This window comes from Aliiroseovarius crassostreae, from assembly GCF_049803815.1.
GTDB classification, from domain to species: domain Bacteria; phylum Pseudomonadota; class Alphaproteobacteria; order Rhodobacterales; family Rhodobacteraceae; genus Aliiroseovarius; species Aliiroseovarius crassostreae_A.
This window is the reverse complement of record NZ_JBNAGI010000005.1, coordinates 16,011-42,203: the sequence shown is the minus strand read 5'-3', so window position 1 is coordinate 42,203 and position 26,193 is coordinate 16,011. Positions and strand designations below refer to the sequence as shown.

25 protein-coding genes, 1 tRNA gene and 1 pseudogene are annotated in these 26,193 nt (G+C 58.9%); 18 read left to right on the top strand and 9 right to left on the bottom strand.

Annotation, left to right across the window (positions count from 1 at the left end; genetic code table 11):
* Positions 1-82: 82 nt before the first annotated feature.
* The 3 genes from pgeF to lgt are packed head-to-tail and all read right to left on the bottom strand — an operon-like array spanning position 83 to position 2,893.
* Positions 83-853, bottom strand: a complete 771-nt coding sequence (pgeF, locus tag ACP15V_RS13195; RefSeq protein WP_424944174.1) for a peptidoglycan editing factor PgeF — start codon at positions 851-853, stop codon at positions 83-85.
* A 37-nt stretch (positions 854-890) separates the two neighbouring features.
* Complete coding sequence (locus ACP15V_RS13190; RefSeq protein WP_424944173.1) at positions 891-1,985, bottom strand: class I SAM-dependent methyltransferase; 1,095 nt, start codon at positions 1,983-1,985, stop codon at positions 891-893.
* The gene (lgt, locus tag ACP15V_RS13185) at positions 1,982-2,893 is read right to left on the bottom strand and encodes a prolipoprotein diacylglyceryl transferase (protein WP_424944393.1); all 912 of its coding nucleotides are present in this window, start codon (positions 2,891-2,893) and stop codon (positions 1,982-1,984) included. The genes ACP15V_RS13190 and lgt overlap by 4 nt, the downstream gene beginning before the upstream one ends.
* Positions 2,894-3,062: 169 nt before the next feature.
* Here lgt and ACP15V_RS13180 point away from each other — a divergent pair, with 169 nt between their 5' ends.
* Entirely contained in the window at positions 3,063-3,302 is a 240-nt protein-coding gene (locus tag ACP15V_RS13180) for an accessory factor UbiK family protein (RefSeq protein ID WP_424944172.1), read from the top strand.
* Positions 3,303-3,637: 335 nt separating this feature from the next.
* Here the strand turns inward: ACP15V_RS13180 and ACP15V_RS13175 are convergent, their stop codons facing one another.
* Positions 3,638-4,447, bottom strand: a complete 810-nt coding sequence (locus tag ACP15V_RS13175) for an SseB family protein (protein ID WP_424944171.1) — start codon at positions 4,445-4,447, stop codon at positions 3,638-3,640.
* Between the two features lie 12 nt (positions 4,448-4,459).
* On the bottom strand, positions 4,460-5,065 hold the full coding sequence (locus ACP15V_RS13170) for a uracil-DNA glycosylase family protein (protein ID WP_424944170.1): 606 nt from the start codon (positions 5,063-5,065) through the stop codon (positions 4,460-4,462).
* A gap of 123 nt (positions 5,066-5,188) precedes the next feature.
* Between ACP15V_RS13170 and ACP15V_RS13165 the strand changes: the two genes are divergently transcribed.
* From ACP15V_RS13165 to ACP15V_RS13135, 7 genes are all read left to right on the top strand, one after another.
* A complete protein-coding gene (locus tag ACP15V_RS13165; protein ID WP_424944169.1) occupies positions 5,189-5,566 on the top strand; it encodes an ArsR/SmtB family transcription factor in 378 nt (125 codons plus the stop codon).
* Between the two features lie 3 nt (positions 5,567-5,569).
* A complete protein-coding gene (locus ACP15V_RS13160) occupies positions 5,570-6,616 on the top strand; it encodes a permease (protein ID WP_424944168.1) in 1,047 nt (348 codons plus the stop codon).
* 160 nt (positions 6,617-6,776) lie between these two features.
* On the top strand, positions 6,777-8,096 hold the full coding sequence (locus ACP15V_RS13155) for a Na+/H+ antiporter NhaA (protein ID WP_424944167.1): 1,320 nt from the start codon (positions 6,777-6,779) through the stop codon (positions 8,094-8,096).
* A 242-nt stretch (positions 8,097-8,338) separates the two neighbouring features.
* Positions 8,339-8,998, top strand: a complete 660-nt coding sequence (locus ACP15V_RS13150) for an ABC transporter ATP-binding protein (protein WP_424944166.1) — start codon at positions 8,339-8,341, stop codon at positions 8,996-8,998.
* A complete protein-coding gene (locus tag ACP15V_RS13145) occupies positions 8,976-10,640 on the top strand; it encodes a capsule biosynthesis protein (RefSeq protein ID WP_424944165.1) in 1,665 nt (554 codons plus the stop codon). Before ACP15V_RS13150 ends, ACP15V_RS13145 begins: the two co-directional genes overlap by 23 nt.
* Before the next feature lies 1 nt (position 10,641).
* Positions 10,642-11,487, top strand: coding sequence for a 3-deoxy-8-phosphooctulonate synthase (gene kdsA, locus ACP15V_RS13140; RefSeq protein WP_424944164.1), 846 nt, complete (start codon positions 10,642-10,644; stop codon positions 11,485-11,487).
* Positions 11,488-11,802: 315 nt separating this feature from the next.
* A tRNA-Gln gene (locus ACP15V_RS13135) sits at positions 11,803-11,877 on the top strand.
* Positions 11,878-12,058: 181 nt separating this feature from the next.
* Here the strand turns inward: ACP15V_RS13135 and ACP15V_RS13130 are convergent.
* The 4 genes and pseudogenes from ACP15V_RS13130 to ACP15V_RS13115 form a co-directional block, all read right to left on the bottom strand.
* On the bottom strand, positions 12,059-13,480 hold the full coding sequence (locus ACP15V_RS13130) for a recombinase family protein (protein ID WP_424944163.1): 1,422 nt from the start codon (positions 13,478-13,480) through the stop codon (positions 12,059-12,061).
* On the bottom strand, positions 13,480-14,382 hold the full coding sequence (locus tag ACP15V_RS13125; RefSeq protein WP_424944162.1) for a hypothetical protein: 903 nt from the start codon (positions 14,380-14,382) through the stop codon (positions 13,480-13,482). Before ACP15V_RS13125 ends, ACP15V_RS13130 begins: the two co-directional genes overlap by 1 nt.
* A gap of 51 nt (positions 14,383-14,433) precedes the next feature.
* Entirely contained in the window at positions 14,434-15,069 is a 636-nt protein-coding gene (locus ACP15V_RS13120; RefSeq protein ID WP_424944161.1) for a 3D domain-containing protein, read from the bottom strand.
* Between the two features lie 227 nt (positions 15,070-15,296).
* Positions 15,297-15,467 (bottom strand): annotated as a pseudogene (locus ACP15V_RS13115) (integrase); the annotation flags it as partial.
* A gap of 219 nt (positions 15,468-15,686) precedes the next feature.
* Between ACP15V_RS13115 and ACP15V_RS13110 the strand changes: the two are divergent.
* The 10 genes from ACP15V_RS13110 (at position 15,687) to ACP15V_RS13065 (ending at position 25,905) form a co-directional block, all read left to right on the top strand.
* Positions 15,687-16,016, top strand: coding sequence for a hypothetical protein (locus ACP15V_RS13110; protein WP_424944160.1), 330 nt, complete (start codon positions 15,687-15,689; stop codon positions 16,014-16,016).
* A 40-nt stretch (positions 16,017-16,056) separates the two neighbouring features.
* Positions 16,057-17,598 carry an ABC transporter substrate-binding protein gene (locus ACP15V_RS13105; protein ID WP_424944159.1) on the top strand — a complete coding sequence of 514 codons (1,542 nt, stop codon included), beginning with the start codon at positions 16,057-16,059 and terminating at the stop codon, positions 17,596-17,598.
* 55 nt (positions 17,599-17,653) lie between these two features.
* Positions 17,654-18,592, top strand: a complete 939-nt coding sequence (locus ACP15V_RS13100) for an ABC transporter permease (protein WP_424944158.1) — start codon at positions 17,654-17,656, stop codon at positions 18,590-18,592.
* Positions 18,585-19,469: an ABC transporter permease gene (locus tag ACP15V_RS13095; RefSeq protein WP_424944157.1), complete on the top strand. Its 885-nt coding sequence runs from the start codon at positions 18,585-18,587 to the stop codon at positions 19,467-19,469. The genes ACP15V_RS13100 and ACP15V_RS13095 overlap by 8 nt, the downstream gene beginning before the upstream one ends.
* Positions 19,463-20,230, top strand: a complete 768-nt coding sequence (locus ACP15V_RS13090) for an ATP-binding cassette domain-containing protein (protein WP_424944156.1) — start codon at positions 19,463-19,465, stop codon at positions 20,228-20,230. Before ACP15V_RS13095 ends, ACP15V_RS13090 begins: the two co-directional genes overlap by 7 nt.
* On the top strand, positions 20,224-20,982 hold the full coding sequence (locus ACP15V_RS13085) for an ABC transporter ATP-binding protein (RefSeq protein ID WP_424944155.1): 759 nt from the start codon (positions 20,224-20,226) through the stop codon (positions 20,980-20,982). Before ACP15V_RS13090 ends, ACP15V_RS13085 begins: the two co-directional genes overlap by 7 nt.
* A 406-nt stretch (positions 20,983-21,388) precedes the next feature.
* Positions 21,389-22,975, top strand: coding sequence for a hypothetical protein (locus ACP15V_RS13080; protein WP_424944154.1), 1,587 nt, complete (start codon positions 21,389-21,391; stop codon positions 22,973-22,975).
* On the top strand, positions 22,972-24,354 hold the full coding sequence (locus tag ACP15V_RS13075; RefSeq protein ID WP_424944153.1) for a hypothetical protein: 1,383 nt from the start codon (positions 22,972-22,974) through the stop codon (positions 24,352-24,354). The genes ACP15V_RS13080 and ACP15V_RS13075 overlap by 4 nt, the downstream gene beginning before the upstream one ends.
* A 49-nt stretch (positions 24,355-24,403) precedes the next feature.
* A complete protein-coding gene (locus ACP15V_RS13070; protein ID WP_424944152.1) occupies positions 24,404-25,138 on the top strand; it encodes a DUF6339 family protein in 735 nt (244 codons plus the stop codon).
* Between the two features lie 59 nt (positions 25,139-25,197).
* A complete protein-coding gene (locus ACP15V_RS13065) occupies positions 25,198-25,905 on the top strand; it encodes a hypothetical protein (protein ID WP_424944151.1) in 708 nt (235 codons plus the stop codon).
* The last annotated feature ends 288 nt before the right edge of the window (positions 25,906-26,193 follow it).

Sequence of the window (26,193 nt, the reverse complement as noted above, 5' to 3'; positions counted from 1 at the left end):
AGGAGCGGGGATTGTTTCGTGCAAATGGGGCCGAAAAGGGGCGCGATGTGCCGCATTTCAGGCGGGGAGGGCAACAGAGCCCTTACAGGCGGATGGCCGAGATCAACCGGCCATAATCGGCCTCTTTCCGGTGGCACGATCGGCGATAGGAATAGAACTTTTCCTCATCCGAATAGGTGCAATGCCCGACCCATTCCGCGCGCCCCACGCCCGTGTCGCGCAGACGATGCAGGCCAAAGGATGGGAGGTCAAACATCATCCGGTCTTCATGCCCCCCCGCAAAAAACCGGCCGTGGTCCGGGTTTTGCGTCATGAACATGTCGAAAAACTCCGGCCCGACCTCGTAATTGCGCTGGCTGATACAGGGGCCAATGACGGCGTGAATGCCGTCGCGGGTGGCGCCAAGGGCCAGCATCGCCTCGACCGTGTTTTCCAAAACGCCGTCGAGCGCCCCTTTCCACCCGGCATGGGCGGCCCCGATCACGCCGGCCTCTGAGTCGGCAAAGAGGACCGGTTGGCAATCGGCGGTCAGGATGGTCAGGGCAAGCCCCGGTGTGCTGGTGACAATTGCGTCGGCCTTGGGCTTTTCCCCTTCCATCGGGCCATCCACGGTCACCACATCCGGCGAATGCACCTGGTAGACAGAACATAGCGCTTCGGGCGCCACCTCCATCACCGCAGCCACGCGGCCCCGGTTGATTGACACCAGCTCCGCCTGATCCTGGCTGCCGGTCCCGCAGTTCAGCCCCGAATACACACCGGATGAGGCCCCGCCTTTGCGGGTGAAGAACCCATGTCGCAAGGTGGAGGATGTTGCGCTCAGCGCCTCAGACGTCAGCATTTCCAGCATCATGGTCTCACCTTTGGGTGGTTGGTGGGCGAAGGAACACTCAGGCGCGGGGTGGGGCGATCTCGAGCCCCGGCAGCGCCGGAGCACCGGGACGAGTCAGCCCCAGCACTTTGAAGAGCGTCCCCATTTCGTCGGGGTGGGTCAAGCGGCGATGTGCGGTGATATGCGCGGTAAGCGCGTCACCTTCCAATTTCGCGGCCAAGGCCTGTGCGCGGTCCGTGATGCCAAGGCGTTCCAGAAACACCCCCTGCGGGGTCAAAAGCGAATGGGCCAGCGGCGCGGCAAAATGGGCGATCCGTTCAAAATCCACATGCGCCGTCAGGTCCGCCATACCGGGGTGGTCCAGCGGTCCGGTGATCTGATGCGCCGACAGCGCCTGCAGCGTGTCGCCCAGTGACCGCCAGTCGCCATAGTCGATGATCAACGCCGCCCCGCCATGGGCGGTGATGCGGCTGGCAATCTCTTCGGTGATCGGGCCAAGGGCCGGGCAGATCTCGACCAGATCGCCATCGCGCGTGTCTTCAAGGCGGTGATCCAGCAGGGCTTGGGGCAGGGGGGCGGTCAGGCCAAAGGCCAGCTTGCCCTCCACTTCCCCCACCTGATGTTCCCGCCAGCCATCAGTATCGCGGATGAACTGGCGAATGGGCAGCGCGTCGAAAAACTCGTTGGCCACCAGAAAAAGCGGTTGGTCGGGCAGGGTCTGCACCGCGTCATGATGGGTGACCGCGCGCGGGGCAAGCCGCTCGGCCTGGATCTGGCGCAACACGGTCGAGGCCTCGACCAGATGGATCTCCGCCGCCGCATGAAACCCCGGCACGCGGGCCGTGGCGCGCAGGATATCCGCCATCAAGGTGCCACGCCCGGGGCCAAGCTCGGCCAGGGTGAAAGGCGCTGGGCGGCCCAGATCCAGCCACGCCTGCGCCAGACACAGCCCCAGCATTTCGCCAAACATCTGGCTGATTTCCGGCGCGGTGATGAAATCGCCCGCCTGCCCAAAGGGGTCGCGCGTGGCGTAATAGCCATGCTCCGGATGCATCAGGCATTCGCCCATATAGTCCGATAGCAGGATTGGCCCGGTCTTGCAGATGCGGCGGATCAGCAGGTCTTCCAGCGGGGTGGAGCGCGGCGTGGTCATGCGGTGCTTTTTTCCGGACCGCCCTGCGAGCGGCGGAACGCCCAGATCAGCGTGGCGACCCCAATCGCAATCATTGGCAGGGTCAGGGTCTGGCCCATGGTGATGCCATAGTCTCCGACCCGGATCACATGGCCCCAAGGGTTGTCAGGGGTGATGAACTGCGCATCGGCCAGCCGGAAGAACTCCGCCATGAAGCGGGCCAGCCCATACCCCAGGAAAAACCCGCCGGTCAGCGCGCCGGGGCGTTTCAGCCAGCCGGACCGGAACGCAAGATGCAGCAGCACGGCGGCCAGAACCGCACCCTCAAGCACCGCTTCATACAGCTGGCTGGGATGCCGGGCACAGGCCCCGCTGGCCAGGTTGGCACAGGATTGCGCCGCCTCGCCGGGAAAGATCACCCCCCAGGGCAGATCGGTCGGACGGCCCCACAGTTCGGCATTGATGAAATTGGCGATCCGCACCAGCCCGATGCCAATCGGGGCCGCAATGGCAAGGCAGTCGGCGACCGAGGCGACCGGCAGTTTGTGACGTTTGGACCAGAGAAACACCGCGGCAATCACGCCAAGGAACCCGCCATGGAACGACATGCCGCCTTCCCAAACCTTCAGGATCTCCAGCGGGTTGGCCAGATAATAGCCGGGCTGGTAGAAAAAGACGAAGCCCAGCCGCCCGCCGGCAATAATACCCACCACAATCCAGGTCGCCAGATCCTCCAGCTGCGCGCGGGTCATCGGGGCGTCCCCTCGCCACAGGGCCGGGCGTTTCAGGGCCTGCGCAATGATCCACCAACCAATGCCAATGCCGACAAGATAGCCAAGCGCATACCAGCGCAGGGCAAAGCTGATGGGGCCAAGCTCGACCGTGAAGATCTCGGGCGAAAGGGCGGGAAACGGGATGGCCAGAAGGATCGTAGACATGGGGGCATTCCTGACCGGGACACTTGCGGGTGTCAATGGGCGCAAGGCAGAGGGGGCAATTTCCCCCGCATTACCAATGCTGCGCCTTGTCGCGCGGACAAAAAGCCCCCATATAACAGGAAATTCAGCCCCAGACGTACCGACCGCACAGGAGAGCCCCATGCAAACCCGCAACAAGATGTTCGACGACCTGTCCCAGATCATGACCAACGCGCTGGGCGTGGCGCAAGGGGCCAAAGACGAAGCGGAAACCGCGATGAAATCCTGGATGGACCGCTGGCTGGCGGATCGCGATTTTGTTACCCGCGAAGAGTTCGACGCCGTGCGCGCGATGGCCCAGAAAGCCCGCGAAGAAAACGAAGCGCTGAAGGCCCGCATCGAGGCGCTCGAAGGCAAATAAGCTGATTGACCGCAGGCGACACCAACCTTTTGCGATGTCGGATGCCTCCGGCGGGGATATTTTCAACAAGAAAAAGCAGCAACGGTTTGTTAACCTAATTGTTCCAACCTGACCATACGGTACAGGCGGGGACGCCGATGGCCGTACAAGGAAAAGCACTATGCTTTGAAAAGAGAGGGCGCTCCCCTCTCTTTTTTCTTGTCAGAAATATCCCGGGGTGAGCCGCGCATGCGGCGAGGGGCAGCGCCCCTTGCCGAGCGGAGCGAGGCCACCGACAGCGCACCCGAAGCGACGCGGCGGGTGCCCTTGGCTTCAACCGCCACAACTCGCAGAGATCATTTCAGGATCGGCGGCTTTTCAGGGTCTGATCCCGGGGCAATCGGCTTTAGTGGTTCGGGTTTCTCCGGCACAGGCAGATCAAAGCGCAGCCCGTGAGCGGCCAATTTGCGCGCCATCACATCTTCACCGGAAAAGAACCCCACATCCATTTGCCCCGCCTCGATGCCGGAAAAGGTCAGTGCCTCATGGGCGGCCCCGGCCAGGGCGTTTTCAGCCCCCTTGACGGCGTCAATGAAGCCCAGCACATGGCCCTTGCGCCCGTCAGAATAAGTCACCGCGGCCAGACAGGCTGCAGCCGCCAATCCACCGGCTGAGGCCAGTTTGGCGTCCAGCGCCGTGATCAGCGCATCGGGGGCAGAGGGGGGGTGGATTTCCGCCACCCGGGCCTCAACCTCTTCCGGGCCGGTGTCCAACGTCGCAGACAGCCATTCCATCGCTTCCGCCGGGATCAGGATCGAAGACGGGGCCACCGACAGGTTCACGCCCAGCCCGATGCCTTGCCCTGCGAGCATACCCGCGATCACCCGCCCGGGCAGGGCGGCGTAGGGGGCGGGGTGACCGACAAAACCGCTCAGCCGCTCTTCCTTGTCAAACACGAGTAAATACTTGTCATTGTCAACCTCAAACAGCTCCGGCTCGATCTCTTCATCCTGCCCCGTCGCCTCCTTGGCCAACAGCAGGAACATCTCGCCATCAGCCAGCCGTTCATAAAACCGCAGACGGGCCGCGTCGTTTTCCAGATCCGCCTGCATGGCGGCATGGGCGTGGTCGAGCGGGGTTTCGAGGGGCAAATTGGGTTCGGTCATCAGGGCAGCCTGTCAGGTGTCGGTCATTACGTCGGTGATCCGGGCGCGCAGGGCGGGCAGAAGCTCGGCCTCGAACCATGGATGTTTCTTCAGCCAACCCGTATTGCGCCAGGACGGATGTGGCAAGGGAAAGAGGCGCGGCGCATGGGCGCGCCAGTCTGCGACGGTGTCGGTCACGCCGGTTTTCACCCTCAGATGCCATTTCTGCGCATAGCCACCGACCAGCAGGGTCAGCGGCACATCCCCCAGGTCCTGATCCACCTTGTCGGCCCAGATCTTGGCGCAGATCGGCGGGGGCGGCAGGTCAGATCCATTTGCGTTGTAGCCGGGAAAGCAGAACCCCATGGGGGTGATTGCGACGCGGGTCTGGTCATAGAACATCTCTCGGTCAAACCCCATCCAGTCGCGCAGCCGGTCGCCGGACGGGTCGTCAAACGGCACGCCGGATTGGTGCACCCGCATCCCCGGCGCCTGTCCGATGATGCGGATTTTCACACCGGGCCTGAACCAGGCCACCGGGCGCGGTGCATGACCCGTATGGGTGGCGGCGAAACGGTCGGCGCAGATCCGGCAGGCGCGGATTTCGTCTGTCAGTGGCGTCTTGGGAGCAGAAGTCATGGGCACAGCGTAAGGGGCTTTCGGGCCAACACCAAGATGTGAGGGATAACCCCGGCGTGAATTATTTTCATATTTCTAGAAATATCGCTTGATCCACCGCTATATTTCGACAATTCTAGAAATATGAAAATAGATTCGCCCCACCCCCCGACCGTCCTTGATGCGCCACTTGAAACCTCGGTCGCCGCATCGCAATTCGCCGCCCTTGGATCAGAACAGCGTCTGGCTGTTTTGCGTGTCCTTGTGCGCGCCGGGGAAGAGGGGCTGACCATCGGGGCGCTGGGGGAACGCTCTGGCGTGACCGGCTCCACCCTGACCCATCATATGAAGATCCTCGCCGCGGCCGGGCTGGTGACCCAGGAAAAGCAGGGCCGATCGATCATTTGCGCTGCGGCGGATTATGACGTGATGCACGCCCTGTCCAATTTCCTGCTGTCTGAATGTTGCGCCGACAGCGCGGATTGCGCCCATAAGGCCCACACGGCACATAAGAAAGACTGACCCATGACCGATATCACTGCGCCCACGCGGCGAAAATTCAAACTGGACGGGGCCTGGGTGGCGTCCGCGCTGATCCCTGTGATCCTTGCGATCTTTGCGCCCGAGCAAGTCTGGCCAACGATCACCTTCGCCCTGACCGCGCTGGCGAACACCGCGCCTTTTATCCTGTTTGCGATCCTCGCGGTGGGCTATCTGAAGGCCACCAATGCCGAGAGCCTGTTGGCAAAGGCGTTTGAGGGGCGAGAGGTGCGGATGATTGTGCTGGCCGCCCTGTTTGGCGGTTTGTCGCCGTTCTGTTCATGTGAAGTGATCCCCTTTATCGCCGCCATGCTGGCCGTGGGCGCGCCCTTGTCGGCGGTCATGGCGTTCTGGCTGGCCTCGCCCCTGATGGATCCGGCGATGTTTGCCATCACCGCAGGCACGCTGGGCGTGGATTTTGCCTTGGCCAAAGGGATTGCGGCGATTTCCATCGGGCTTTTCGGCGGATTTGTGGTGAAGGCGCTGGCCTCATCGGCCCTGTTTGCGGATCCTTTGAAAAACGCCCCGGTGAAAAGCTGTTGTTCGTCCAGCTGCGGAACAGGGGATGAGGTCTCGCCGATGTCTGGTCAGGTGAACTGGCGTTTCTGGCAAGAGGCAGAACGGCGCGAAACCTTCCGCGCAACCGCTTGGGAGAACGCAGTTTTTCTCGGGAAATGGCTGCTGCTGGCCTATTTGATCGAAGCCCTGATGCTGGAATATATTCCGGCGGAGTGGGTGGCGCAGGTGCTGGGCGGAGAGGGTCTTCAGCCCATCTTCTTGGGGGCCATTGTCGGTGCGCCGGCCTATCTGAACGGGTTTGCCGCCGTGCCCATGGTCGAGGCGCTTTTGGCCCAGGGCATGAGCCAGGGCGCTGCCATGTCCTTTGTCATCGCAGGCGGCGTCAGCTGTATCCCTGCGGCGGTGGCGGTCTGGGCCTTGGTGAAACCCCGCGTCTTTGGCGCCTATCTGGGCCTGGCCGTGGTCGGCGCAGTTCTGGCCGGAATTGGCTGGAGCATGGTGGCGCCGATCTGACCAAGCTGTCGGCCCCGCCATCGACCTCAAGGTGACGCAAGGGTCGATGCCATTGTCGAACGCGCCCCGGTGTACTATTTCGGAAGACAAGGAAGATAATAGGCAGACTGGTCACCCGGCAAACGGGGGCCGGTCTGTTCCAATAAGAACGGGGTAAATCATGTATCGTGTGTGGAATTTCATCACCACCTACTCGGTGCTGCTGATCAGCGGTGCCGTTATTGCGTTGATCTGGGCCAATATCGACGCGCATTCCTATCACCATGTGGTCGAATACCCGCTGTGGTTCAACAGCTGGATCGGCATCGACATCGGCTATTGGGAAAAGGCCTATGGCGAGGCGTCCCATCACTTCGAATATGGCGATATTGAGAAGGTGCTGACCTTCCACTACCTGATCAACGACATGCTGATGGCGCTGTTCTTTGCCATTGCGGGCAAAGAGGTGTGGGAGGCGGTGATCTTGAAAAACGGGTCACTGCGCGGCAAGAAAGCCGCCACACCGTTGTTTGCCACGGCGGGTGGGATGTTTGGGCCGATTGCGGTTTACCTCGGGATTGCCGCGCTTCTGGGCTCGTCCACTTTTGATGCGGTGGCGCGTGGTTGGGCCATTCCCACCGCCACCGACATTGCCTTTTCCTACCTGGTTGGCCGGCTTGTCTTTGGGGCAGGCCACCCGGCGGTGCGGTTTTTGCTGCTTTTGGCGATTGCCGATGACGCTGCGGGTCTGATCATCCTGGCGATCTTCTATCCCTCCAAGGCGCTGGCCCCGGAATGGTTGCTTCTGTCGGTCTTTGCGTCTTTCGGGGCCTTTGCTCTGTTCAACTGGCTGCCGCGCAAGATGGATATGGGGGATCAGCTGCGCCGCCGTTCGACCTTTGTGCGCAAAAAACTGGGGTGGACGCCCTATGCCCTGGCCGGGTGCCTCAGTTGGTATGGCTTTGCGCAGGCGGGCATTCACCCGGCGCTTGGCCTGCTGCCGGTGATCCCGGCCATCCCCCATGCCGACCGCGCATTCGGGATCTTCTCCGAGGCGGAAAAATACCTCAAGGACACGCTCAATCAGATGGAACACGCGCTGGCGATGCCGGTGGAAATCACACTGTTCTTCTTCGGGCTGTTGAATGCCGGGGTCGAGTTCAATGCGATCTCTGCCGCCACGTGGCTGGTGCTGGCAGGGCTGATCATTGGCAAACCCATCGGCATCCTGCTCTTTGGCTGGTTCGCCGCCTATCCGATGAAACTGGGCCTGCCGGCTGGGATGCGCACGCTGGATCTGATCGTGATCGGATTTGTGGCGGCGATCGGCTTTACCGTCTCGCTTTTCGTGGCGTCCGTGGCCTTCCCGTCCGGGGCGGTGCAGGATGCTGCCAAAATGGGCGCGCTCTTTAGTTTCTCGGCCGTGTTCTTATCTTTCATCGCCGGAAAAGTGTTGCGCGTTCAGAAACAAAATGGCGACGGAGTGGTGGATTCACACTGATTGTTTCCAGATCCACAGGGAATATCGCGCACGTTTTTGAGAAAATCAGCCCAAACCTGGTGCAATTCAGGTTTGGGTTCCGCTTTGGGCATTGTGTTTTCATAGGGTGATCCGACATAATGTTGCCCAATTGGGGGGCTAAAAGCCTCGTTAACCACGCATGTGCTATAAGCGTGAAAAGGCCGGTCGGGACCATTTGGTGATCCGGACCAGAGGCAAAGCAGCAGTGTCGGAGCGTGTGCATGCTCGAGTTCGTGAATGTCAGCAAGTCCTTCTGGACGGGCGAAAGGCGCAAGGTCATCTTAGACAATGCGTCTTTTCAGGTCGAGCTTGGCAATTCCCTGGGCATCCTTGCAAAAAACGGCACCGGCAAAACCACCCTGATCAATATGATGGCCGGGCTGGAAAAACCCGATGAAGGCGAGGTGCGGCGCAATTGCCGCGTGTCCTTCCCGCTGGGGTTCATGGGCGGTGTGATTGGCAAGCTGTCAGCCAAGGAAAACGCGCGCTATGTGGCGCAGCTTTACGGGCTGGACCCCGACTATATCGAAGCCTTCACCCGTTGGCTCTGCGGACTGGAGGAATATTACGATTTCCCGCTGGGCACCTACAGCCAGGGGATGCGGTCGCGGTTCACCTTCTCGCTGCTTTTGGCACTGGATTTCGACATCTACCTGATTGATGAAGGCATGCCGCAAACCACCGACGCCGAGTTTAACCGCAAGGCTGGCGATGTGCTGCATGAGCGGCTGCAAAACTCAACCGTGATCGTGGTGTCGCACCAGGCCAAAACGATCGAGAAATTCTGCCGTTCGGCTGCGGTCCTGCGGGATGGGCAGTTCTACATGTTTGATACCTTGGAAGAGGCGAAGCAACTTTATGACTACGAAACCCAAGGCTAAGAAGTTTCGCATCCGCCGCAGCGCGGCCACCGCGGCTCGTTTGGAACAGGATGACGCGCAGACGCGCCCCGCTGCTGCGCCCACCGGGGCGGCACGTCCCGTGACACCACGCAAGCTGAACCCGATGGAAGAGGCGGCCTTGGGCGATCAGGAAGACGGGTTTCCCGATCGCAAGTTTGCCACCGCCAAGGGAGATGCGGTGAATGGCGAGGTGGACAGCGCAACCGATCTGGCGGCCGAGGCCGAAATTGCCCGGATCCGGGAAGAGGGGCTGACCGGGCGCCAATTGCGCATGGCGCGCCGCGTGGCACAGAAACATGGCATCAATGCCGTGTCCGATTTCGATGCGGTTCGCCAGTTGCGCAAGGCGGGGATCGACCCGTTCCAACGCGCCGCAATGCTGGACCTGGTGTCGCCGGAAGGGGACAAACCGACCAACCTTCCGCAAACCGTGGACAAGCCCAAACTGCCCGGACCGCAAATTCTGGATGCGGCGGATCGCGCCAAGGCGATCATGGACATCCAGATGGACATTGCCCGCCGCCGCCGTCGCAAGCTGGTGATGCTGATCACGCGTCTGGCGTTTTTTGTTTTCCTGCCAACGCTTCTGGCCGGGTTCTATTTCTACAAAATCGCCAGCCCGATGTATGCCACCAAGACCGAATTTGTGATCCAGCAGGCCGAAGGGGCGGGCAGCGGGGGGCTGGGCGGATTGTTCGCCGGGTCCGGTTTTGCGACCTCGCAGGATTCGGTCACCGTACAAAGCTATCTGACCTCACGCGACGCCATGTTGCGCCTGGATCAGGATATCGGGTTCAAATCCGCCTTCAGCGCCGAAGATCTGGATGCAATCCAACGCCTGGCCCCGGATGCCAGCAATGAAGACGCCTATAAAATCTATAAGAAGAACGTGAAAATCGGCTATGACCCCTCCGAAGGGATTGTGAAGATGGAGGTGATTGCCCCGTCTTCCGAGCTGAGCCAGCAGTATTCCCAGGCGCTGATCGACTATGCGGAAGAACGGGTCGATAACCTGTCACAACGCCTGCGCAATGACCAGATGAAAGGCGCACGCGAGACCTATGAAGAGGCGGAACGGGACATGCTGGCCGCCCAGGAAGAAGTGTTGCGTCTGCAACAGGAACTGGGCGTGTTTGACGCCACCTCGGATGCCACCGCCCTGATGGGGCAGATATCCGGGTTCGAAACCCAGCTGCAAGAAAAAACCCTGACGTTGCAACAGCTTCTGGATAACCCGCGCCCCAATAAAGCCCGTGTAGAGGGCGCGCGCGGCGATATCAAACGGCTCGAGGCACTGATTGCAGATCTGCGCGGGCGGCTGACCGAAAGCGGGGCGCATGGGTCATTGGCGTCGGTGAATGCGCAGTTCCAGACCGCCCAGACAAATCTGGAAACCCGGATCATGCTGATGCAGCAATCCTTGCAACAATTGGAGACCGCCCGGATCGAAGCGAACAAGCAAACCCGCTATCTGGAGCTTGGCGTGCAACCTGTTGCCCCGGACGAACCCACCTATCCGCGCAAGTTTGAAAACACGCTGTTGTCTTTCCTGGTTTTTGCCGGGATCTACCTGGTGTTGTCGCTGACGGCGTCGGTGCTGCGTGAACAGGTCTCGGCCTGATATGGCCGCGCGTGCGCGCGTGATCACGGCGGGGTCGGTGGCCATCGGCAACGACCTGCCGCTGACCGTGATCGCGGGGCCTTGCCAGTTGGAGGGGCTGGAACACGCGCTGGGAATTGCAGAGGCGATGGCGGCGGCCTGTGCCGAACATGGTCTCGGATATGTGTTCAAAGCCTCGTTCGACAAAGCCAATCGCACCTCGCTGTCTGGTCCGCGCGGGCCAGGCCTGGCAGCAGGGTTGGACATCCTGGCCCAGGTGAAGGCGCGCCTGGGTGTTCCGATCCTGACTGATGTGCATGACCCCGCACAATGTGGCGCGGTGGCCGAGGTGGCGGATATCTTGCAAATTCCCGCCTTTCTCTGCCGCCAGACCGATCTTCTTGTCGCCGCGGCGCAAACCGGCCGCGCGGTGAATGTGAAGAAAGGCCAGTTCCTGGCGCCTTGGGACATGGAACATGTGGTGGCCAAGCTGACAGGCGCCGGGGGCGACAAGATCTTGCTGACCGAGCGGGGCACCTCATTTGGTTATAACACCCTGGTGGCTGATATGCGCAGCCTGCCCACCATGGCGCGCAGTGGATGGCCGGTGATCATGGATGCCACCCATGCGGTGCAGATGCCGGGCGGGCAGGGGGAGGCCAGCGGCGGACAACGAGAATTTGCCCCGGTGCTGGCCCGTGCGGCCGTGGCCTTGGGCATTGCGGGCGTGTTCATTGAAACCCATCCTGACCCGGACACTGCCCCGTCTGATGGTCCCAACATGATTGCGCTGGAGGACATGCCTGCGCTGATCAGTTCTCTGGCGGCGTTTGACAAATTGGCGAAGGCGCAGCCGCTGCGACCATGACGCCCGCGCCCGCGGGGTTTGGCGAATCCCAAGTCAGATAAACGTGATCACGTGACGGTCATCTCACAAACGCGCCGCTTGGCGGAAATCGCGTCGAAAGACAGTTTCTGAACGGACCCCCGCAAAGTCGAGGTGAATTTGCCCCTGTGGCAAAATGCCTTTATGATTTCAGGTGGTTAAAGATCGGCAGGCCGCGTCTGACGGTGAGGGGCGATGCCAAATAACCGACTATAAAAAGAACCCTCTTTTTCGCAGAATTTCGTGATTTTTGGGGTTGCACCACAATCGAGCATTGGTTAGTTACACGCCCACTGCTGGGGTGTAGCCAAGTGGTAAGGCAACTGTTTTTGGTACAGTGTACCGTAGGTTCGAATCCTACCACCCCAGCCAGCAACTTTCCTGTTTTCAGACGCTGAGAGTTTACCGCGCGAATGTCGCGTGTTTTCGGGTGCTTGGCAGACTGGGGTTTCGGCAGAGACGCAATCCAGAGCAAGATCCGGGCCGATTTCACGCCGTAGTCTCTGTTTGCGATTCCGGCGGTACTAGTTTGCAGATTTCAGGGTGTTGTGTCTCAGAGTCTTGCGAACTGTTCGCGCTGCTCTGACCAGACAGCCGAGAAGCGGGTCTTGATCAGATAGTCTGTGGTAAGGCCGTCCGGCTGTTCACCCGTGGTGATGCGGTCAAGAACGTCCGGCGCGAGCAATGCCAGGTTGGTCACGTCCTGCACACGGCGTTTCGAAACACCTTCGGTGTCGGCAATTTCGGAGAAGGTTTTGCCCGCGATTACCGTTGCCAGCCAGTTGCGTCCCTTCATGATGTTCTGCACCAGCGTTCTGTCGATCTCTGCCGGTGCCGCGCCCAGATGCAGTTTCAGTTCCACGCCACGCCGGCGCATCTGAAATGGAGCTTCGACCGTCAATTCCTCTGGATTGATCTGCTCCGGTATGCAGCCAAGACGGTCAGCAAGCACTGCCTTGTCCAGCCGTACTGTCAGGGAACCCGGTTGCAGATCAACCCGTTCTATCAAGGCTAGGCGTTCTATCACGTTGCCCTGTTCCTGAAACCTTTTCGATACATCTGTAAGTTCGGCCGCCGTCAAACCTTCGGTCATTGCGACCGCCACGCCGGGTCTGACTAGATGCTGCCCAATCAGCTCAGCCAGCAAGCCCTCCACCTGATCTGCAGGCAGCCGCCAGGCATCCGGATGCTTCCGGCTGCGATCTTTGACCAACCTGCGGGAGATGTAATAGCGAAGTCGTTTGCCGTCCTTTCGGCTGTGGCTGGGCGTCAGGCGATCGCCGGTTTCATCAAAGAGCTTGCCCTCCAGAGGGGATCTGGTCGCTTTTTGTCTGGAACCGCGAGCAACCGCCGCGCCACTCTGCAGCATGTCCTGAACTTTTTCCCATATCGCCGGATCAATGATGGCTGGATGCTGCCCCTCATAGACCTGTTTCTTGTGCCGGATTCGGCCCGCATAGACCGGGTTGCTCAGAATATGCTGAACGTGGCCCCGGTCGAAGTGAGTGCCACCTGACATCCGACCGCCCGCTCGTTCCCGGCACCGGGACCTGAGGTCGAGATTCTCCGCTTGTTCTTTCACATCCCGCAAGGTGCGATGTTCCAGATAGAGGTCATAGAGCGTCCTGATCGTTTCAGCTTCAGCCTCATCTATCTTCAGTGTTCGCCCATCTGGCTGAAAGCCCAATGGGACACTCCCACCCATCCACATGCCCTTCCGTTTGGAAGCAGCGATCTTGTCCCGGATACGCTCGGCGGTGACCTCACGTTCGAACTGGGCAAAGCTGAGTAGCATGTTCAAAGTCAGGCGCCCCATGCTGGTGGCGGTATTAAAGCTTTGGGTGACCGATACGAAGGAGGTTTCCGCCGCGTCCAGCCGGTCAACCAGCTTGGCAAAGTCGGCCAGCGAACGCGTCAACCTGTCGATCTTGTAGACCACAATCTGATCGATGCGTTTTTCGTCCACAGCCTGCATCAGACGCTGATGGCTGCGACATCATTGGCAATCAATGAGCTGACAAGTCCTGTGGCGGTTGGCTCTAGCTCTTCTCCCAAGTCTGCATAGATGGTCGCAGTAGAAGGAAGAGCATCTTCGCCGACGGCTTCCTCGAAAAGTGCTTGAACAAATCGAGTTTTGCCGACGCCTGAGAGGCCCGTAATTCTCGTCGCGCTACCAAAAGGCTGGACCCGCTTCCTCGTCTCATTGAATGCCTCAATGAGGGGTATTAGTTCGCGGTTGGACCCAGATGAAAATTGAACACATGGATGGTCATCAGCCAGATAGTCATCTTCTAAAGCTTCCGGTGTGGCCGCCCATCTACCAAATGTCGTCCAACCTGAAAGAGGTTTTCCAAGCTTATTCCGCGTCCATAGAGAAACGCCAGGGTGCCGGCGTAACCATGCCGCAAGACGGTCTCTACCGTAGAAATCGAGATGTAACTTTTTGCGGTTCTTCAAGGATGAAACGGCTTCGTTCATTCCGGCAATGCGGCGGTCAAGCATGTCCTTTGAGCAATCATCTTTGCCACTAACAATGATATAGCTGCCGCCTCGCTTTGCGAGTTCTTGAATGATTGGGCGCACGCTCCCTTTCTCAAGCATCTCTTTCTTGCAATTGGCACGACTCATCGAGTGTTTTTTGACCTGAAAGCCTGTGTCTGGATGCGGTAAGAAATTGGGAGATGACAACTTTCCAAGTTCAAACACGGACACGTCAAGCCCACCATCTGGTGCTTCCTGTGCACCACCCCAGTTCACTTTTGAAGTGGGCAGACCCTGCGCGACAGCCTCTGCCTCACACAACCGTCCTACCAATTCGCGCAAATCAGCGTCGTTGAGGTCTGAAATATCAGATGGTTCAAGTTCAAAAAGTATCATGTAGTCGGAATTTCCATTTAGGTGAACTCCCAAGTTTGCCGCTCAGGAGATTTACGGCAGTGCGTAGGCAACAAAGCTGGCACTGGCGTTGCTTCGGATAAAGCTGAATGGATCCTTTTTGGCGGCGTCTCTCCAACCTTTAGCTCCTCCGATAAAGACATCGATATGGTTACCAGTGATCGCGCTACCAACGTCACCGCAGACGAAAATACCGTCATGCAATGAACCGTCGGGTAACTTTGTTCCCTTTGCTGCAGGGATAAAGAAGCGTTGACCAAATCTGGCAAAGCCACCGTTCAACCAAGGTCTTGAGTTGGCAACTGTACCTTGGTCACACGCGATGGTCTTAAAGGGAATCAGCGGATTGCTTTTATTCCCAAGCCCGTATTCATGTTCGGTTTCCTGCCAACGCATCCTTGCGTTCGCTTTCTTTGCGGAGCATCTTGCTTGGGGCAAGCCTGTGGTTCCTGCATAGTTGAAAGTCCTGCCATCAACACGAACTGATCCTTCAATTGTTGCCAGGCACCAATCTTTCGACTTTAGGCTTGGCCCAATCACGTTGCCTTGCATGTCCTTAATGGCGACTGATCCCGCACCGAATGCAGATTGAGCTTCGTAGAGATAGTAGCGTGTCGCCCATAGTTTCACTTTGGTTGCGACATTTAGGTCAATTGCTTCAGAAGTCATCAGAAATTCCCTTAAAAGATTTAGCTTAGTAATATGTCCAAATGAAGTTGGGACGTTCACTATGTTGCGATAGTCTCATGTCTTGTGGCGTTGTCAACGTAGCGGGATTTCGCTTGTATTGCTTTTTTCTTGCGCAGCGAATGTAAGGTTTGTCGGGCCGCACCGCAGTATCTGGGTTAGTAGTCGGATGACGGCTTAGGGCCGCCCGTGAAAACGACCCGAAGTTGCTAGATTTCAATTGCTTCGGCGATGGCAAGGGCATCCTCAAGTTCGACGCCGAGGTATCTGACCGTACTGTCCATCTTGGTGTGACCGAGAAGGAGCTGAACAGTGCGCAGGTTGCCTGTCTTCTTGTAGATCTGCGTGACTTTGGTTCTCCGCATTGAATGGGTGCCATAACCCAAGCGCGATTTTGGTCAGTCCGGACCCAGGGGCCAAGAGTATTTGCGTGTATAGCAAATGGCGATAGATCGGGTGGGGCAGCGCATTCTTCATGCTGGCCATAGTTATTGCTTGAAACCTGCGACACAATGGTCATGGTAGCGCAGATTGTCGGAAGCTATTATCCGCCAAGCGTTGTAGGGGAACCCATGAACCGCAGGAATGTCATACGAGCTGTGCTGGCTCTGACGATTCTCGTCAGTGTGTTCCTGCGACCACCCGGCACGATGCTGGTGATGGACGGCGATACGATCACCTACACGATCTGTACCGGCGGTGAAATGGACACCGTGACCATCGCGCTTGACGGCGAGACGCAGCATGAAGTCGATCTTGGGTGTGATTTCTTTGCGGCACAAATCGGTGCGCTTCTGTCTGGCGCCCCCACCATTGCCCCCACGGACGCCGAGGTCACCCGCCTTGTGTCCATATCGGCGATCCATCTGCACATCGCGCAGACCACCAAAACCTCCAACACACCACGTGCCCCTCCGGTCCTGAGCTGACTTCGCCCCAATACGAATTCAACTCACAAGGACTACGTTCATGAAACTCCTGACCAAGGCCGCACGGTTTACCCTGGCCGCTTCGCTTGCCATGCCGCTGGCTTTCGCCCCGGCCTTTGCTGAAACGTCGCTGACCATCGCCGTGAAATCCGACCGCTATAGCGTGAAATCGGACAAGTTCACCTTCACCACCCGCCGCCCGGCTGCACAGATCGCAGAACCCGCAGTGCGCCCCGATGCAGACTTCAACCCAAGCCCGCTTTTGTTCAGCGACTGGGACTACGCCGAGGGCGTCTATACCGTCACCCTGCAAGATGGTGTGACCTTCTCGGATGGCACCCCTTGGAATGCTGATACTGCTATTGCGTCGTTCAAACAGTATGACAAGAACAAGTCGGAATTCCTGCAGCTTGATCAGGAAAGCTTCACCAAGCTGGGTGACCACCAGATATCGTTCCGGTCCGAAGTGGACTCGGCCTTGGTGATCGAAAACATGACCCACCGTGGCACATCGCTGTTCCTGCCAAGCGAGGATATGGCAGAAAACCCGATCGGCACCGGCCCGTATCTGCTGGAAAGTTATGAGCCCAAGCAGCAGATCACCGTGGTGCGCAACCCGGATTACTGGGGCGAGGCGCCCAATGTGGACCGCATGACCTTCCGCTTTATCGGCGACGATAATGTGCGCATGCTGGCGCTGCAAAACGGCGAGGTCGACGTGATCGGTGAGGTGACCCCACAGATGATGCTGTCGATGCCCAAGGATGGCTCGGTCGTACTGCACGAAAGCCGCCCGATCCGCTATGCGGCTTTGATGTTCAACATGCAGGGCAAGGCGCCATTCGACATCGCCAGCGACGTGCGGGTCCGCAAGGCACTCGCCCATGCTATTGACCGAGCAACCCTGGCCCAAGTGCTGTGGGATGGACGCGGAAAGCCTGCCAAGACCATTCTACCCGGCTGGATGTTCAATATGGGGGACGACCATGCCGAAGGGTTCTCGTACGACCTTTCGCATGCCAATGCGCTTCTGGACGAGGCTGGCTGGACCATGGGTGCAGATGGTGTGCGCGAAAGAGATGGGCGCAAACTGGCGCTGCGCATGGTGTCGGCCTATCCGAATGTCTCGACCGTGAAACCGATGCCGGAGATGCTCGACCAGATGTTCGCGGCCATTGGCGTCGACATCGAAAATATCGAGATCGAAGATAGCGGCGTCTACTACGACAACTACTTCAAGACCGGTGAAGCGGACATCTATCTGGAATACGCGTCGAACAACAACACCGACCCGACCTATTTGCTGTACAACGTGTTCACCACGATGAGCCCGTGGGGCTATGCGGTGACATCGCCGGGCGGAAATGTCGATGAGCTGGCCGCCGCCTCGCGCGTTGCGAAAAGCCGCGACGAAGTGATCGAGCTTGTGCGTCAGGCCTATCGCGCAGTGATCGACGAGCATGTCTCGACCATCCCGGTTCTGACCGTGCCCAATTTCGTCCTGTCGCGTCCCGGTATCGACGTGAAGATGTCGGAATACGCGGACTGGATCGAATATGGTCACACGACCTTCACCAACTAAGCTGGTCTATTGAGAAAGGCAGGGCCCCTTGGGGCTCTGCTACTCGGATGCTCTTATGCTGCGTTTCATCATAGTCCGCCTTACCGCTGCATTGCCCACTTTGCTGGGTATGTCCTTCGTGGCCTTCGCCATCGTGGCCCTCGCGCCGGGGGATCCGGTGATGATGGAACTGCGCGCCATGGGCATCGTGCCCAAGCCGGAAGACATCGCTGCGATTCAGGCGGAATATGGGCTCGATAAGCCCTTTTTCGCCCGCTATGTCGACTGGCTTGGTCGCGCGGTTCGGTTCGACTTTGGCACCTCGGTTGCCACTGGCCGCACCGTGATGGCCGAGATCATGATCCACCTGCCCGCAACGCTGGCGCTTGCGATCAGCGCGCTTCTGGGCGCCATCGTCATTTCGCTGACACTGGGCAGCTTTGCTGCAATGGCCGGACCGTTCGCAGGTGCCGGGCTGCGCGGGGTGACGGTCTTGCTCGTCTCGGTGCCATCGTTCTGGCTTGCCCTGCTGCTGATCTACATCTTCGTACTTAGGCTTGGCTGGGCACGGCTGGTTGGGGACGGCTCCCTGTCCGATCTCATCTTACCAGCCGTGACCCTGAGCCTCGCGGTGGGCGCTGCGCTTGGGCGCATGGTCTATGAACGCATTCGGTCCGAGATGAGCGAAGACTATGTCCGGCTTGCCATCGCCAAAGGCCTTGGCCCGATGCAGATCCTGATCGGCCATATTGCACCGCGCATCGCGGGACCTCTGTCGACAGCATGGGCCAACGCGTTTGGTGGCCTTTTGGGCGGAACGGTCATTGTTGAAAGCATTTTCGGCTGGCCCGGATTGGGGCAACTCATACTCGAGGCCATTGCACAACGGGATTTCCCAGTGATCCAAGCCTACCTTGTCTTCATGGGGCTGATCTTTTTTGTCACCAGCCTGATCGCCGATCTTGCTGTGATCCTGTCGGACCCGCAGCTGCGTAGAAGGTTCTCGGATGAGTGACCAAACCTTACGCATCCCGGCCTTGCGGATATTGCCGCGACTGACGTGGTTGAACCGGACTGGCCGCCATCCGATCGGCCTTACCCTTGGGATCATCTTACTTGTGGGCTTCGCCTTACTCGGGCTGTTGCCCGCGATGCTGGATCTGCCATCGCCCGAGCATATGGACCTGCTGGCCCGACTGTCCGGCCCCTCTACCGCCCATCCATTGGGTACGGATCATTTGGGGCGGGACGTGCTTGCCCGTCTGATTGGCGCGGTGCCTGTGTCGCTTGGGGCAGCGCTGTCTGCCATGGCGGCAATCTTGGCGATTTCTCTGCCGTGGGGAGTCATTGCCGCCTTGGCGGGTGGGCGGACCGATGCGGTCATGATGCGTCTTGCCGACATCATCATGGCCTTTCCTATGCTGGTTCTGGCGCTGGCCATCATCGGCTTCATGGGCGCGTCGCTTGAGGCCTCGATCCTTGGGGTGGCCGCGGCCTGGTGGCCGTCGAATGCGCGTCTGGTGCGGGCGCTGGTCCTGTCCGCAAGCCACCGAGATTTCGTTCGGGCGGCTTATCTGTCCGGTGCCTCGCGGCTGCGTGTGGTGCTGCGCCATGTTCTGCCCCAAATCCTTCCGCCGCTGGCCGTGATCATCTCGCTCGAAACTGCATCCGTGCTGCTGGCCCTGTCATCACTTAGCTTTCTGGGCATTGGGGCCCAGCCCCCGACTCCTGAATGGGGTGCAATGCTGAACGAAGCGCGCCCTTTCTTCGCTCAGGCACCACATATGCTGATTGCGCCGGGGCTGGCGGTGACCCTCGCCGTTCTGGCCTTCAATCTGGTCGGAGAAGGCCTGCAATCACTGCTTGATAAAAGGGAGCCATACCGATGGTAGATGCGTTGCAGGTCAGCGGCCTTGCGGTTTCCATCCCCGGTTCCGCGCCACTGCTGAACGGGGTGGAGTTCTCGATCCGCACAGGGGAACGTGTTGGTCTTGTTGGGCCAAGCGGCTGCGGCAAGTCCCTGACGGCTGCGACGCTTACCGGGCTGTTGCGCCCCCCTCTTATGCGGACGGGCGGCACGATCCGGATCGACGGCCAAGACGTGGGCAATGCCTCCCCACGCATATGGCGCGCGCTGCGCGGGCGCGGCATCTTCCAGATTTTTCAAAGCCCTGGAACCGCACTAACCCCGACACGTCGCATTGGGGCACAACTTGCTGAGGCGGCAAAGATCGCTGGTACTGCTTCGGACATCGCCGTGGCGCGTGCACTCGAAACCGTGTCGCTCGCCCCGCATGTGGCCGGGTTGTTCCCCTATCAATTGTCCGGTGGCATGAAACAACGGGTGCTGATCGCCATGGCGCTGATCCTGCGCCCACGCATCCTGATCGCGGACGAACCGACGACCGGGCTTGATGTCCTGACCGAGCGTGACGTCCTTGCGGCCCTTAACACCATGGCGGATGAAACTGGCGCTGCCCTTCTGTTCATCAGCCACGATCTGCGCGCAGTGGCCGAGGTGGCCAGCCGCACGCTTGTCATGGAAAACGGGCAGCTCGTCGAGGATGCCCCGATCGCCACGCTGGCGCAGTCCACGGCACCCGCCGCGCGCAAACTTGCAGAGGCAGCCGACGCGTTGCAAGCCGCATGCTGACGGTTCGCGGTCTCTCAAAACAGTTCCATGGGCGGGACGTGCTGCGCGACATCAACCTGACGATACAGGCAGGAGAGGTTGTCGGATTGATCGGCCATTCCGGCGCAGGAAAATCAACCCTCGCGCGCTGTCTTGTGGGGCTGGAACGGGCCGAGCGGGGAGATGTCGAATTAAACGGCGCGCGGATCGCACCCGGTAAGGGATCAGCGCGTCAGCACATCCAGTATCTGTGGCAAGACCCGCCCCAATCACTCAGCCCCTACCTCACCGCCAAGGGCGCGGTGTTGGAAACCTTAACGGGGTTTGGTGTAGGGGCTGCACAGGCAAGAGATACCCAAGCCACGGATCTTCTGACCGCGCTTGGCATTCCCCAGTCAATGCACGAACGCCGCCCACATGCGCTGTCTGGCGGACAAAACCAGCGCGTGGCGCTCGCCCGGGCCCTGGCCGCCGAACCCAAGGTGCTGATCCTCGATGAACCCCTGTCCTCGCTTGATCTGGCGACCCAAGTCCACACCATTCGCCTGTTGCGCCGAGTCCATGCAGAACGTGACCTTACCATGCTAATCGTCAGCCACGACCTCGCCCCGCTGTGCCACCTGGCCGACCGGATCACGGTGCTGGATAAGGCTCGGATCGTCGAGGACATCCCGATGAACCGCTTCACCCAGGACGCGTCCCATCCCCTCTCAATTGCCTACGCAGAAACGCTTCGCCCATCGCTCGCAAACGAAAGGGAAAGCGGACATTGAGAAATGACCTCTGAATGACCGTTTTGTCCGCGATTTGTGAGTTCGCTTCATTCCTAGTCGTGCACTTGCAATGAATGGCCGTTCTGACGGGCCGCACCGCAGCATTCAGGAGATCGGTTGAAGGTCCGGATTGGGCCGCAGAATCGATAGCCAACAAACAGACAGTCTTTCCTTGCGTTCGAATAGGTACGGTGTGCGAAATTGTCTGAGCCACGCATACTTCAATGGGTCACCGAAGTGTTCCAAAACCGTTGGAAAATCGCAACTATCCCGGGGCGATGGCATTGGCTAAGAGATAGTTCCAGAGGGGCTTCGGGTTTTGCGGGCTGCGCAAAAGCAGTTTAATTTTGGGTTCGTGCTCACCGAGTATGATTTCTCATCAGTCGATTACTAAGAGTACAAGTCTATGGATGGCGCAGAAAACGAGCACGTGAATTTCCCCGAGTGGACAGAGTACCAGAACAAGAACGGGCTCGATCCGCTTGGCATGCAGAATAGCAGCATCAATCTCTATCAGACGTTCCTGCCCGGCATCAGCAACGTGACGCTGCGCATGCGTTATTACGGCCTCTACGCATGGCTCAACTGGGCCTACGGCCAGAATATCGGCGACACCAATCCCGAGACATGGAAGCGCTACATTCGCCGCACCGAAGCGCTCTACGCCCTGGTCGCCTACCGGCATGGCGGCGAAACCGGTGTTGCCGGAATCGACTGGGCCACGAAGAAACTGAACAACGCGACCAGCGATACCATCGAATTCGCGCAGGACGCCGAACCCGGCAGCGAAACACATTATCTCCAGCAAGCGTGGGGGGCCTATGGCGCTGTCTATGGCAGTCAGGTTTCCGAGATTGGTATCCTCACCACCGTAGGACATCCCATACCGGTGCTCACCGAAGAGATCGGCGAGCCGCTTGCGGCTGTGTTCGATGATGCGATGGGACCGCTCGCCAGCCGCTTCTTCGAAGTTATCCAGCGCGGCTCTGTTAGCATATCCGAGCTCGATGGCTTTTCCGCGCTCGCACCCTCCGAGATCGATCCAGCAAGCGAGGAACGCGCACGCTATCAGGACATTTTGCTCAAAGAGCCCGAAAGAGAAGATGCCTCCGCACTATCACGACGGCTGAGCGTGCTGCTCATTCTGAAGGTCGCGGGGCTTTTGGGCCGTGAACCCAAGCCGGATGAAATCAGATGGATTCTATACGCGGGATACGAAAGCGAAGGCCGCCCACTCGATCTGGCATCCCCTTCTTTGGAAGCGCAGCGTCAGCGCTGGTGGGTCTATCATGCCAACGACCTTTGCCACATCGCGATGGAGACACTGCTCAAATTCGCGCTCGATCAGCTGGGTAATTTTCCCGCAGGAATCACGCTGGAACGCCTCATCGGCCTTTGCGTCGATCAAATCCGTGATGCTGCCGACGCGTGGCCAGAAGACTGGGAAAGTTTCCTCGAAGAACTGAGTCCTGCCGCCAATGCCTACGCTGCGGACGATCCGCATTCCGAGTGGTTGCTCTCGCGCGACATCGTGCGCGGAGCGGGGCGCAATGACGAGAAATTCTGCTCACCCGAACTTGCGTGGAAGGCCGTCAAACTGCTGGCGATCATCCACAAGCGCAGTCAGTTAGGCGAGCGCGACATTGCTGCCGAGCTCGGCCACTTCAATCCTGACGCTTTCCGCTCGCTGCTGAGCGAAACCCGTTTCCTCGACCGAAACCTGAAGGAGCCGTTTGCCGATATCATTGCAAACATCATCGAGGAACGGGTCATACGCCGCCACATGTGGGTAGCGCTGCGCAAATTCCGCTACCAGCGGGATTATACCTTTCTCATCGAGATGGATGAAGGACGCATCAGGCTGCGCGAAAAGGACGGGCCGGTCTTCACGAACCCGCGTCTCGGCCCCGCGATCACCTTCCTCAAAGACATCCATCTGGTCGGAGGTCAGGGTCTGACCGATCTCGGCGCAGAAGCGGCAGGTGCCGCATGAAACTCTACGAGCGCTTTGCCGATAAGGGCTATCACACCAGCATCCTGACGACATTCGGGATCGATTTCGACGCCTACGAGAACATCGTACTGCCGCGCCTGCGCGGTGCGGGCTGTCGCAACAACATCGTCATTCCCGACGCCAGAATGCTGACCCACGCCCTCACCGGTGCATCGACGCTGCCGGACCATGCGGGCAAGCTCTACACGGTCACGGGTGCGACCGCCCGCCGGGTGTTTCACCCGAAACTATTCCTGCAAATCGGACGCAAGGGCGGTCGCATCATCGTCGGCTCCGCGAACATCACTTCGTCAGGCCTTGCGGGCAATCTCGAACTGGTCGGCACAATCAGCTGCGGTGAAGAAGATTCCGCGGAACAGCGCATTGTCGCGGCGGCATGGCAGTATCTGACACGCTTTGTCAGTTATGATCAGGAAGCACTGCGCGGCCAGCAAGACTGGATGCTGGCAAGGGCGCCATGGCTTCGGCACGCGGTCGCCTCGTCCGAGAAGATGGGCCTCGCGGACCAGACCGAAGCCGCATTTCTGACAACAGGAGAAGAGACCGGCATTGGCCAGCGCTTCGCCGATCTGATCGACGGGCCGGTCACACGGCTGATTGTCGTGAGTCCGTATTGGGACATGGGCCTTGCGGCACTGTCATATCTGAACGAGCGGTTATCACCGGAAGAAGTTTCTGTGGTGATCGACCCTGCGGTTGTTCAGTTCCCGCAGGACGCCGCAAGTGCACTACCCAACATGAAGTTGTACCGCCGCAACGGGTTTCGGGAAGGACGCTTCATCCACGCGAAAACCATCATCGCACAAACCCAAAATGCCGATCACGTTCTGCTTGGCAGCGCCAACTGCACGCTCGCCGCACTCGGTCGAGAAAACTATGTTGGTGAGAACGAAGAGGTCTGCCTATATCGACGACTGCCGCCGGACACTATCATCCAGGCCCTCGATCTAGCCGGAATTCTGGATGAAGAGCACACGATCGAGCCCGCAGAAATCGACGAACCTGAACTCGATGACGATTTGCCGCTGGAAGAGCTGGCAGAGCAAGCCCCCGGCCAATTTGAGGTCAGGGTCGATGTGCTGGTCTGGCGACCTGCACCGTCCATCGATCCCGCTGGTTGCACTATCGAACTGCTCGATCAGAACGGAGCGGTGATCCCTTGCAGATTGTCGCCGCTGTACAGCGATCACAGTCCGCGATTCCAGATTTCCGGGACGGATGTCAGGCCGTCCTTCGCCCGCCTGGTCTTCACCGATATGAGCACAAAGCATGGTTCAGGATCTTTGAAGCCAAATGTGCGTCCTTGGGAATTGACCCCTCTGACAGCGCCCCGCTTCAGGATGCACAGCGACTTCTGAACATCCCCTTTGCCCGTATCGATGAAGAAAAAGAAAGGATGTTTGACTGATGGCTAGGCTTTTGCACCTTTCTGAAAACCTCCTTGAACAACTGCGTGATGACATTCCGGACAATCTTGACCGGTATCTGGGGGATGGCTTCGCTGATCTGAAACCTGAACCCGGATGGGCAATCGAGCTTGAGGCAGACGTAGACCTTGAAGTTCTTGAAGAGCTCGATGGTCCGGACAATCGCTCGGAGACCGATCTGAAGAACTCGAGGGTTGTTTTGCGGGCATTGGGGAATCTCTCTCCGACACTCGCCAATGAAGAGCGCATCTGGGCCCGTTTGTCTCACATTGAAGCATTCACCTACTCCAGAGATCGCTGGCTGAAACGAACCGACGATTCGGAAAAAGCAACAAAGCTCACGGGGATCCACTTCTTCGCCAGAACACAGACGGGCATCAGAGATGATCATGCGATTTCCCGCCTCTGGTGGAACGGTTTCATCGCGAGACACTGCTATCCGGATAACCCGGACAGAGCTCTCGAACTCCTGCACACCAGTGCCGACGTCAGAAGCAATATGGTAGAGCGTATCTGGCTCTCTGGCCGGCGAAAACTGGCATCGGGGGTTTTCCGGATAATGGATTCTGACCCTCGCGTTCTTGCGACAGAAACGAGCTTCAGGGGCTTCATGAAGGCTCTTAACATGCTTGGAGGCGGCGTGGTTTTTGAAGCGATGACAGACGCCGAAACTGATGACTTCATGAAGAGATGCGCTGACGCCATTCCAGCGTAGTCCTCATAGTAGAAACCTGTCTGCAGGGTTCTTTCAGGCAGACACAAAGGGGATTGGTATTGGACATAGCAAAGATCCTGTCCTACGGCGTTGGCAGCTGGCTCAACTACGAATCTGCCTGTGATCGAAGTGGTTTGTTCAATGAGAAATACCTGACAGCCCCGGTTGGTCAGATACTGAGTGCGCGCAGTGGAAATCGTACGATTTCGGAATGGCGGCATCCAACTTTGGCTGAAAAAAAGGAAGGTCGGGGAAGACGCCCGGAGGTCGATTTCGTAGTAACCGACCAAAACGACAAACTTCTGATCGCTGTTGAAACCAAGTGGGCCGGGCGTACACTTCCCAAAACCCAGGACATCCTATGGGATCTTATCCGGCTCGAGCTAATCGCGCATGAGGAAAACGCACGCTGCTTTTTCCTTCTTGCCGGAAAACGGGAACGCCTCGAAACGGTCTTTGAACGGAAAGAGTTCTCAGATGCGAACTCTGCAGCTCACCGCAAGCCTTTGTTGCGAACAGATAACAATGTTATTCATTCCACACCTCTGGTTCCGACGGTGCAATCCAGAATACCGGTTCTGAGAAGGATTTTTGCCACGATGCAGGACTTTGAATTTCCAGAGAAGGTTGTCACCCGGCGCACGGCACCATTCCCGGAGAGCCCGAAGAAAAAGCACTATCAGGTCTATTTCTGGGAAGTATCCGCCGCAGGAAACCGTGGAACCTTTTGGCCGAAGAACTCGAAACACTATCCCAAAGCAGAATAGCCTGACTGCAGTTTGAAAGAACTGCTCACTCGTCCGGGCTTCCCGGGGGACCCGAACCACATTTAACATAATGGCGCTTACGCGGCGCGGCGGAAAAAAAACGTCGCGCTGCCTTGTCGTGAGCAATACTCACAATTCAGCCGGGTGGATAATCCCGGCTTGGTGGGCCCCGTGCGGGGTCGCCGCCATCCCCACCCCACACTTGATCCGCCCCACCGAGCGGCGTCTCCTGCGGTCCCCGCGCTTCTATGGGTCCGGGTCCCCGGTTGTGATCCGGTCCTAATTGAC

Coding starts and splice junctions, on each gene's coding strand:
- pgeF (WP_424944174.1), bottom strand. CDS start 853: ATGATGCTGGAAATGCTGACGTCTGAGGCGCTGAGCGCAACATCCTCC.
- ACP15V_RS13190 (WP_424944173.1), bottom strand. CDS start 1,985: ATGACCACGCCGCGCTCCACCCCGCTGGAAGACCTGCTGATCCGCCGC.
- ACP15V_RS13180 (WP_424944172.1), top strand. CDS start 3,063: ATGCAAACCCGCAACAAGATGTTCGACGACCTGTCCCAGATCATGACC.
- ACP15V_RS13175 (WP_424944171.1), bottom strand. CDS start 4,447: ATGACCGAACCCAATTTGCCCCTCGAAACCCCGCTCGACCACGCCCAT.
- ACP15V_RS13170 (WP_424944170.1), bottom strand. CDS start 5,065: ATGACTTCTGCTCCCAAGACGCCACTGACAGACGAAATCCGCGCCTGC.
- ACP15V_RS13165 (WP_424944169.1), top strand. CDS start 5,189: ATGAAAATAGATTCGCCCCACCCCCCGACCGTCCTTGATGCGCCACTT.
- ACP15V_RS13160 (WP_424944168.1), top strand. CDS start 5,570: ATGACCGATATCACTGCGCCCACGCGGCGAAAATTCAAACTGGACGGG.
- ACP15V_RS13155 (WP_424944167.1), top strand. CDS start 6,777: ATGTATCGTGTGTGGAATTTCATCACCACCTACTCGGTGCTGCTGATC.
- ACP15V_RS13150 (WP_424944166.1), top strand. CDS start 8,339: ATGCTCGAGTTCGTGAATGTCAGCAAGTCCTTCTGGACGGGCGAAAGG.
- ACP15V_RS13145 (WP_424944165.1), top strand. CDS start 8,976: ATGACTACGAAACCCAAGGCTAAGAAGTTTCGCATCCGCCGCAGCGCG.
- kdsA (WP_424944164.1), top strand. CDS start 10,642: ATGGCCGCGCGTGCGCGCGTGATCACGGCGGGGTCGGTGGCCATCGGC.
- ACP15V_RS13130 (WP_424944163.1), bottom strand. CDS start 13,480: ATGCAGGCTGTGGACGAAAAACGCATCGATCAGATTGTGGTCTACAAG.
- ACP15V_RS13125 (WP_424944162.1), bottom strand. CDS start 14,382: ATGATACTTTTTGAACTTGAACCATCTGATATTTCAGACCTCAACGAC.
- ACP15V_RS13120 (WP_424944161.1), bottom strand. CDS start 15,069: ATGACTTCTGAAGCAATTGACCTAAATGTCGCAACCAAAGTGAAACTA.
- ACP15V_RS13105 (WP_424944159.1), top strand. CDS start 16,057: ATGAAACTCCTGACCAAGGCCGCACGGTTTACCCTGGCCGCTTCGCTT.
- ACP15V_RS13100 (WP_424944158.1), top strand. CDS start 17,654: ATGCTGCGTTTCATCATAGTCCGCCTTACCGCTGCATTGCCCACTTTG.
- ACP15V_RS13095 (WP_424944157.1), top strand. CDS start 18,585: ATGAGTGACCAAACCTTACGCATCCCGGCCTTGCGGATATTGCCGCGA.
- ACP15V_RS13090 (WP_424944156.1), top strand. CDS start 19,463: ATGGTAGATGCGTTGCAGGTCAGCGGCCTTGCGGTTTCCATCCCCGGT.
- ACP15V_RS13085 (WP_424944155.1), top strand. CDS start 20,224: ATGCTGACGGTTCGCGGTCTCTCAAAACAGTTCCATGGGCGGGACGTG.
- ACP15V_RS13080 (WP_424944154.1), top strand. CDS start 21,389: ATGGATGGCGCAGAAAACGAGCACGTGAATTTCCCCGAGTGGACAGAG.
- ACP15V_RS13075 (WP_424944153.1), top strand. CDS start 22,972: ATGAAACTCTACGAGCGCTTTGCCGATAAGGGCTATCACACCAGCATC.
- ACP15V_RS13070 (WP_424944152.1), top strand. CDS start 24,404: ATGGCTAGGCTTTTGCACCTTTCTGAAAACCTCCTTGAACAACTGCGT.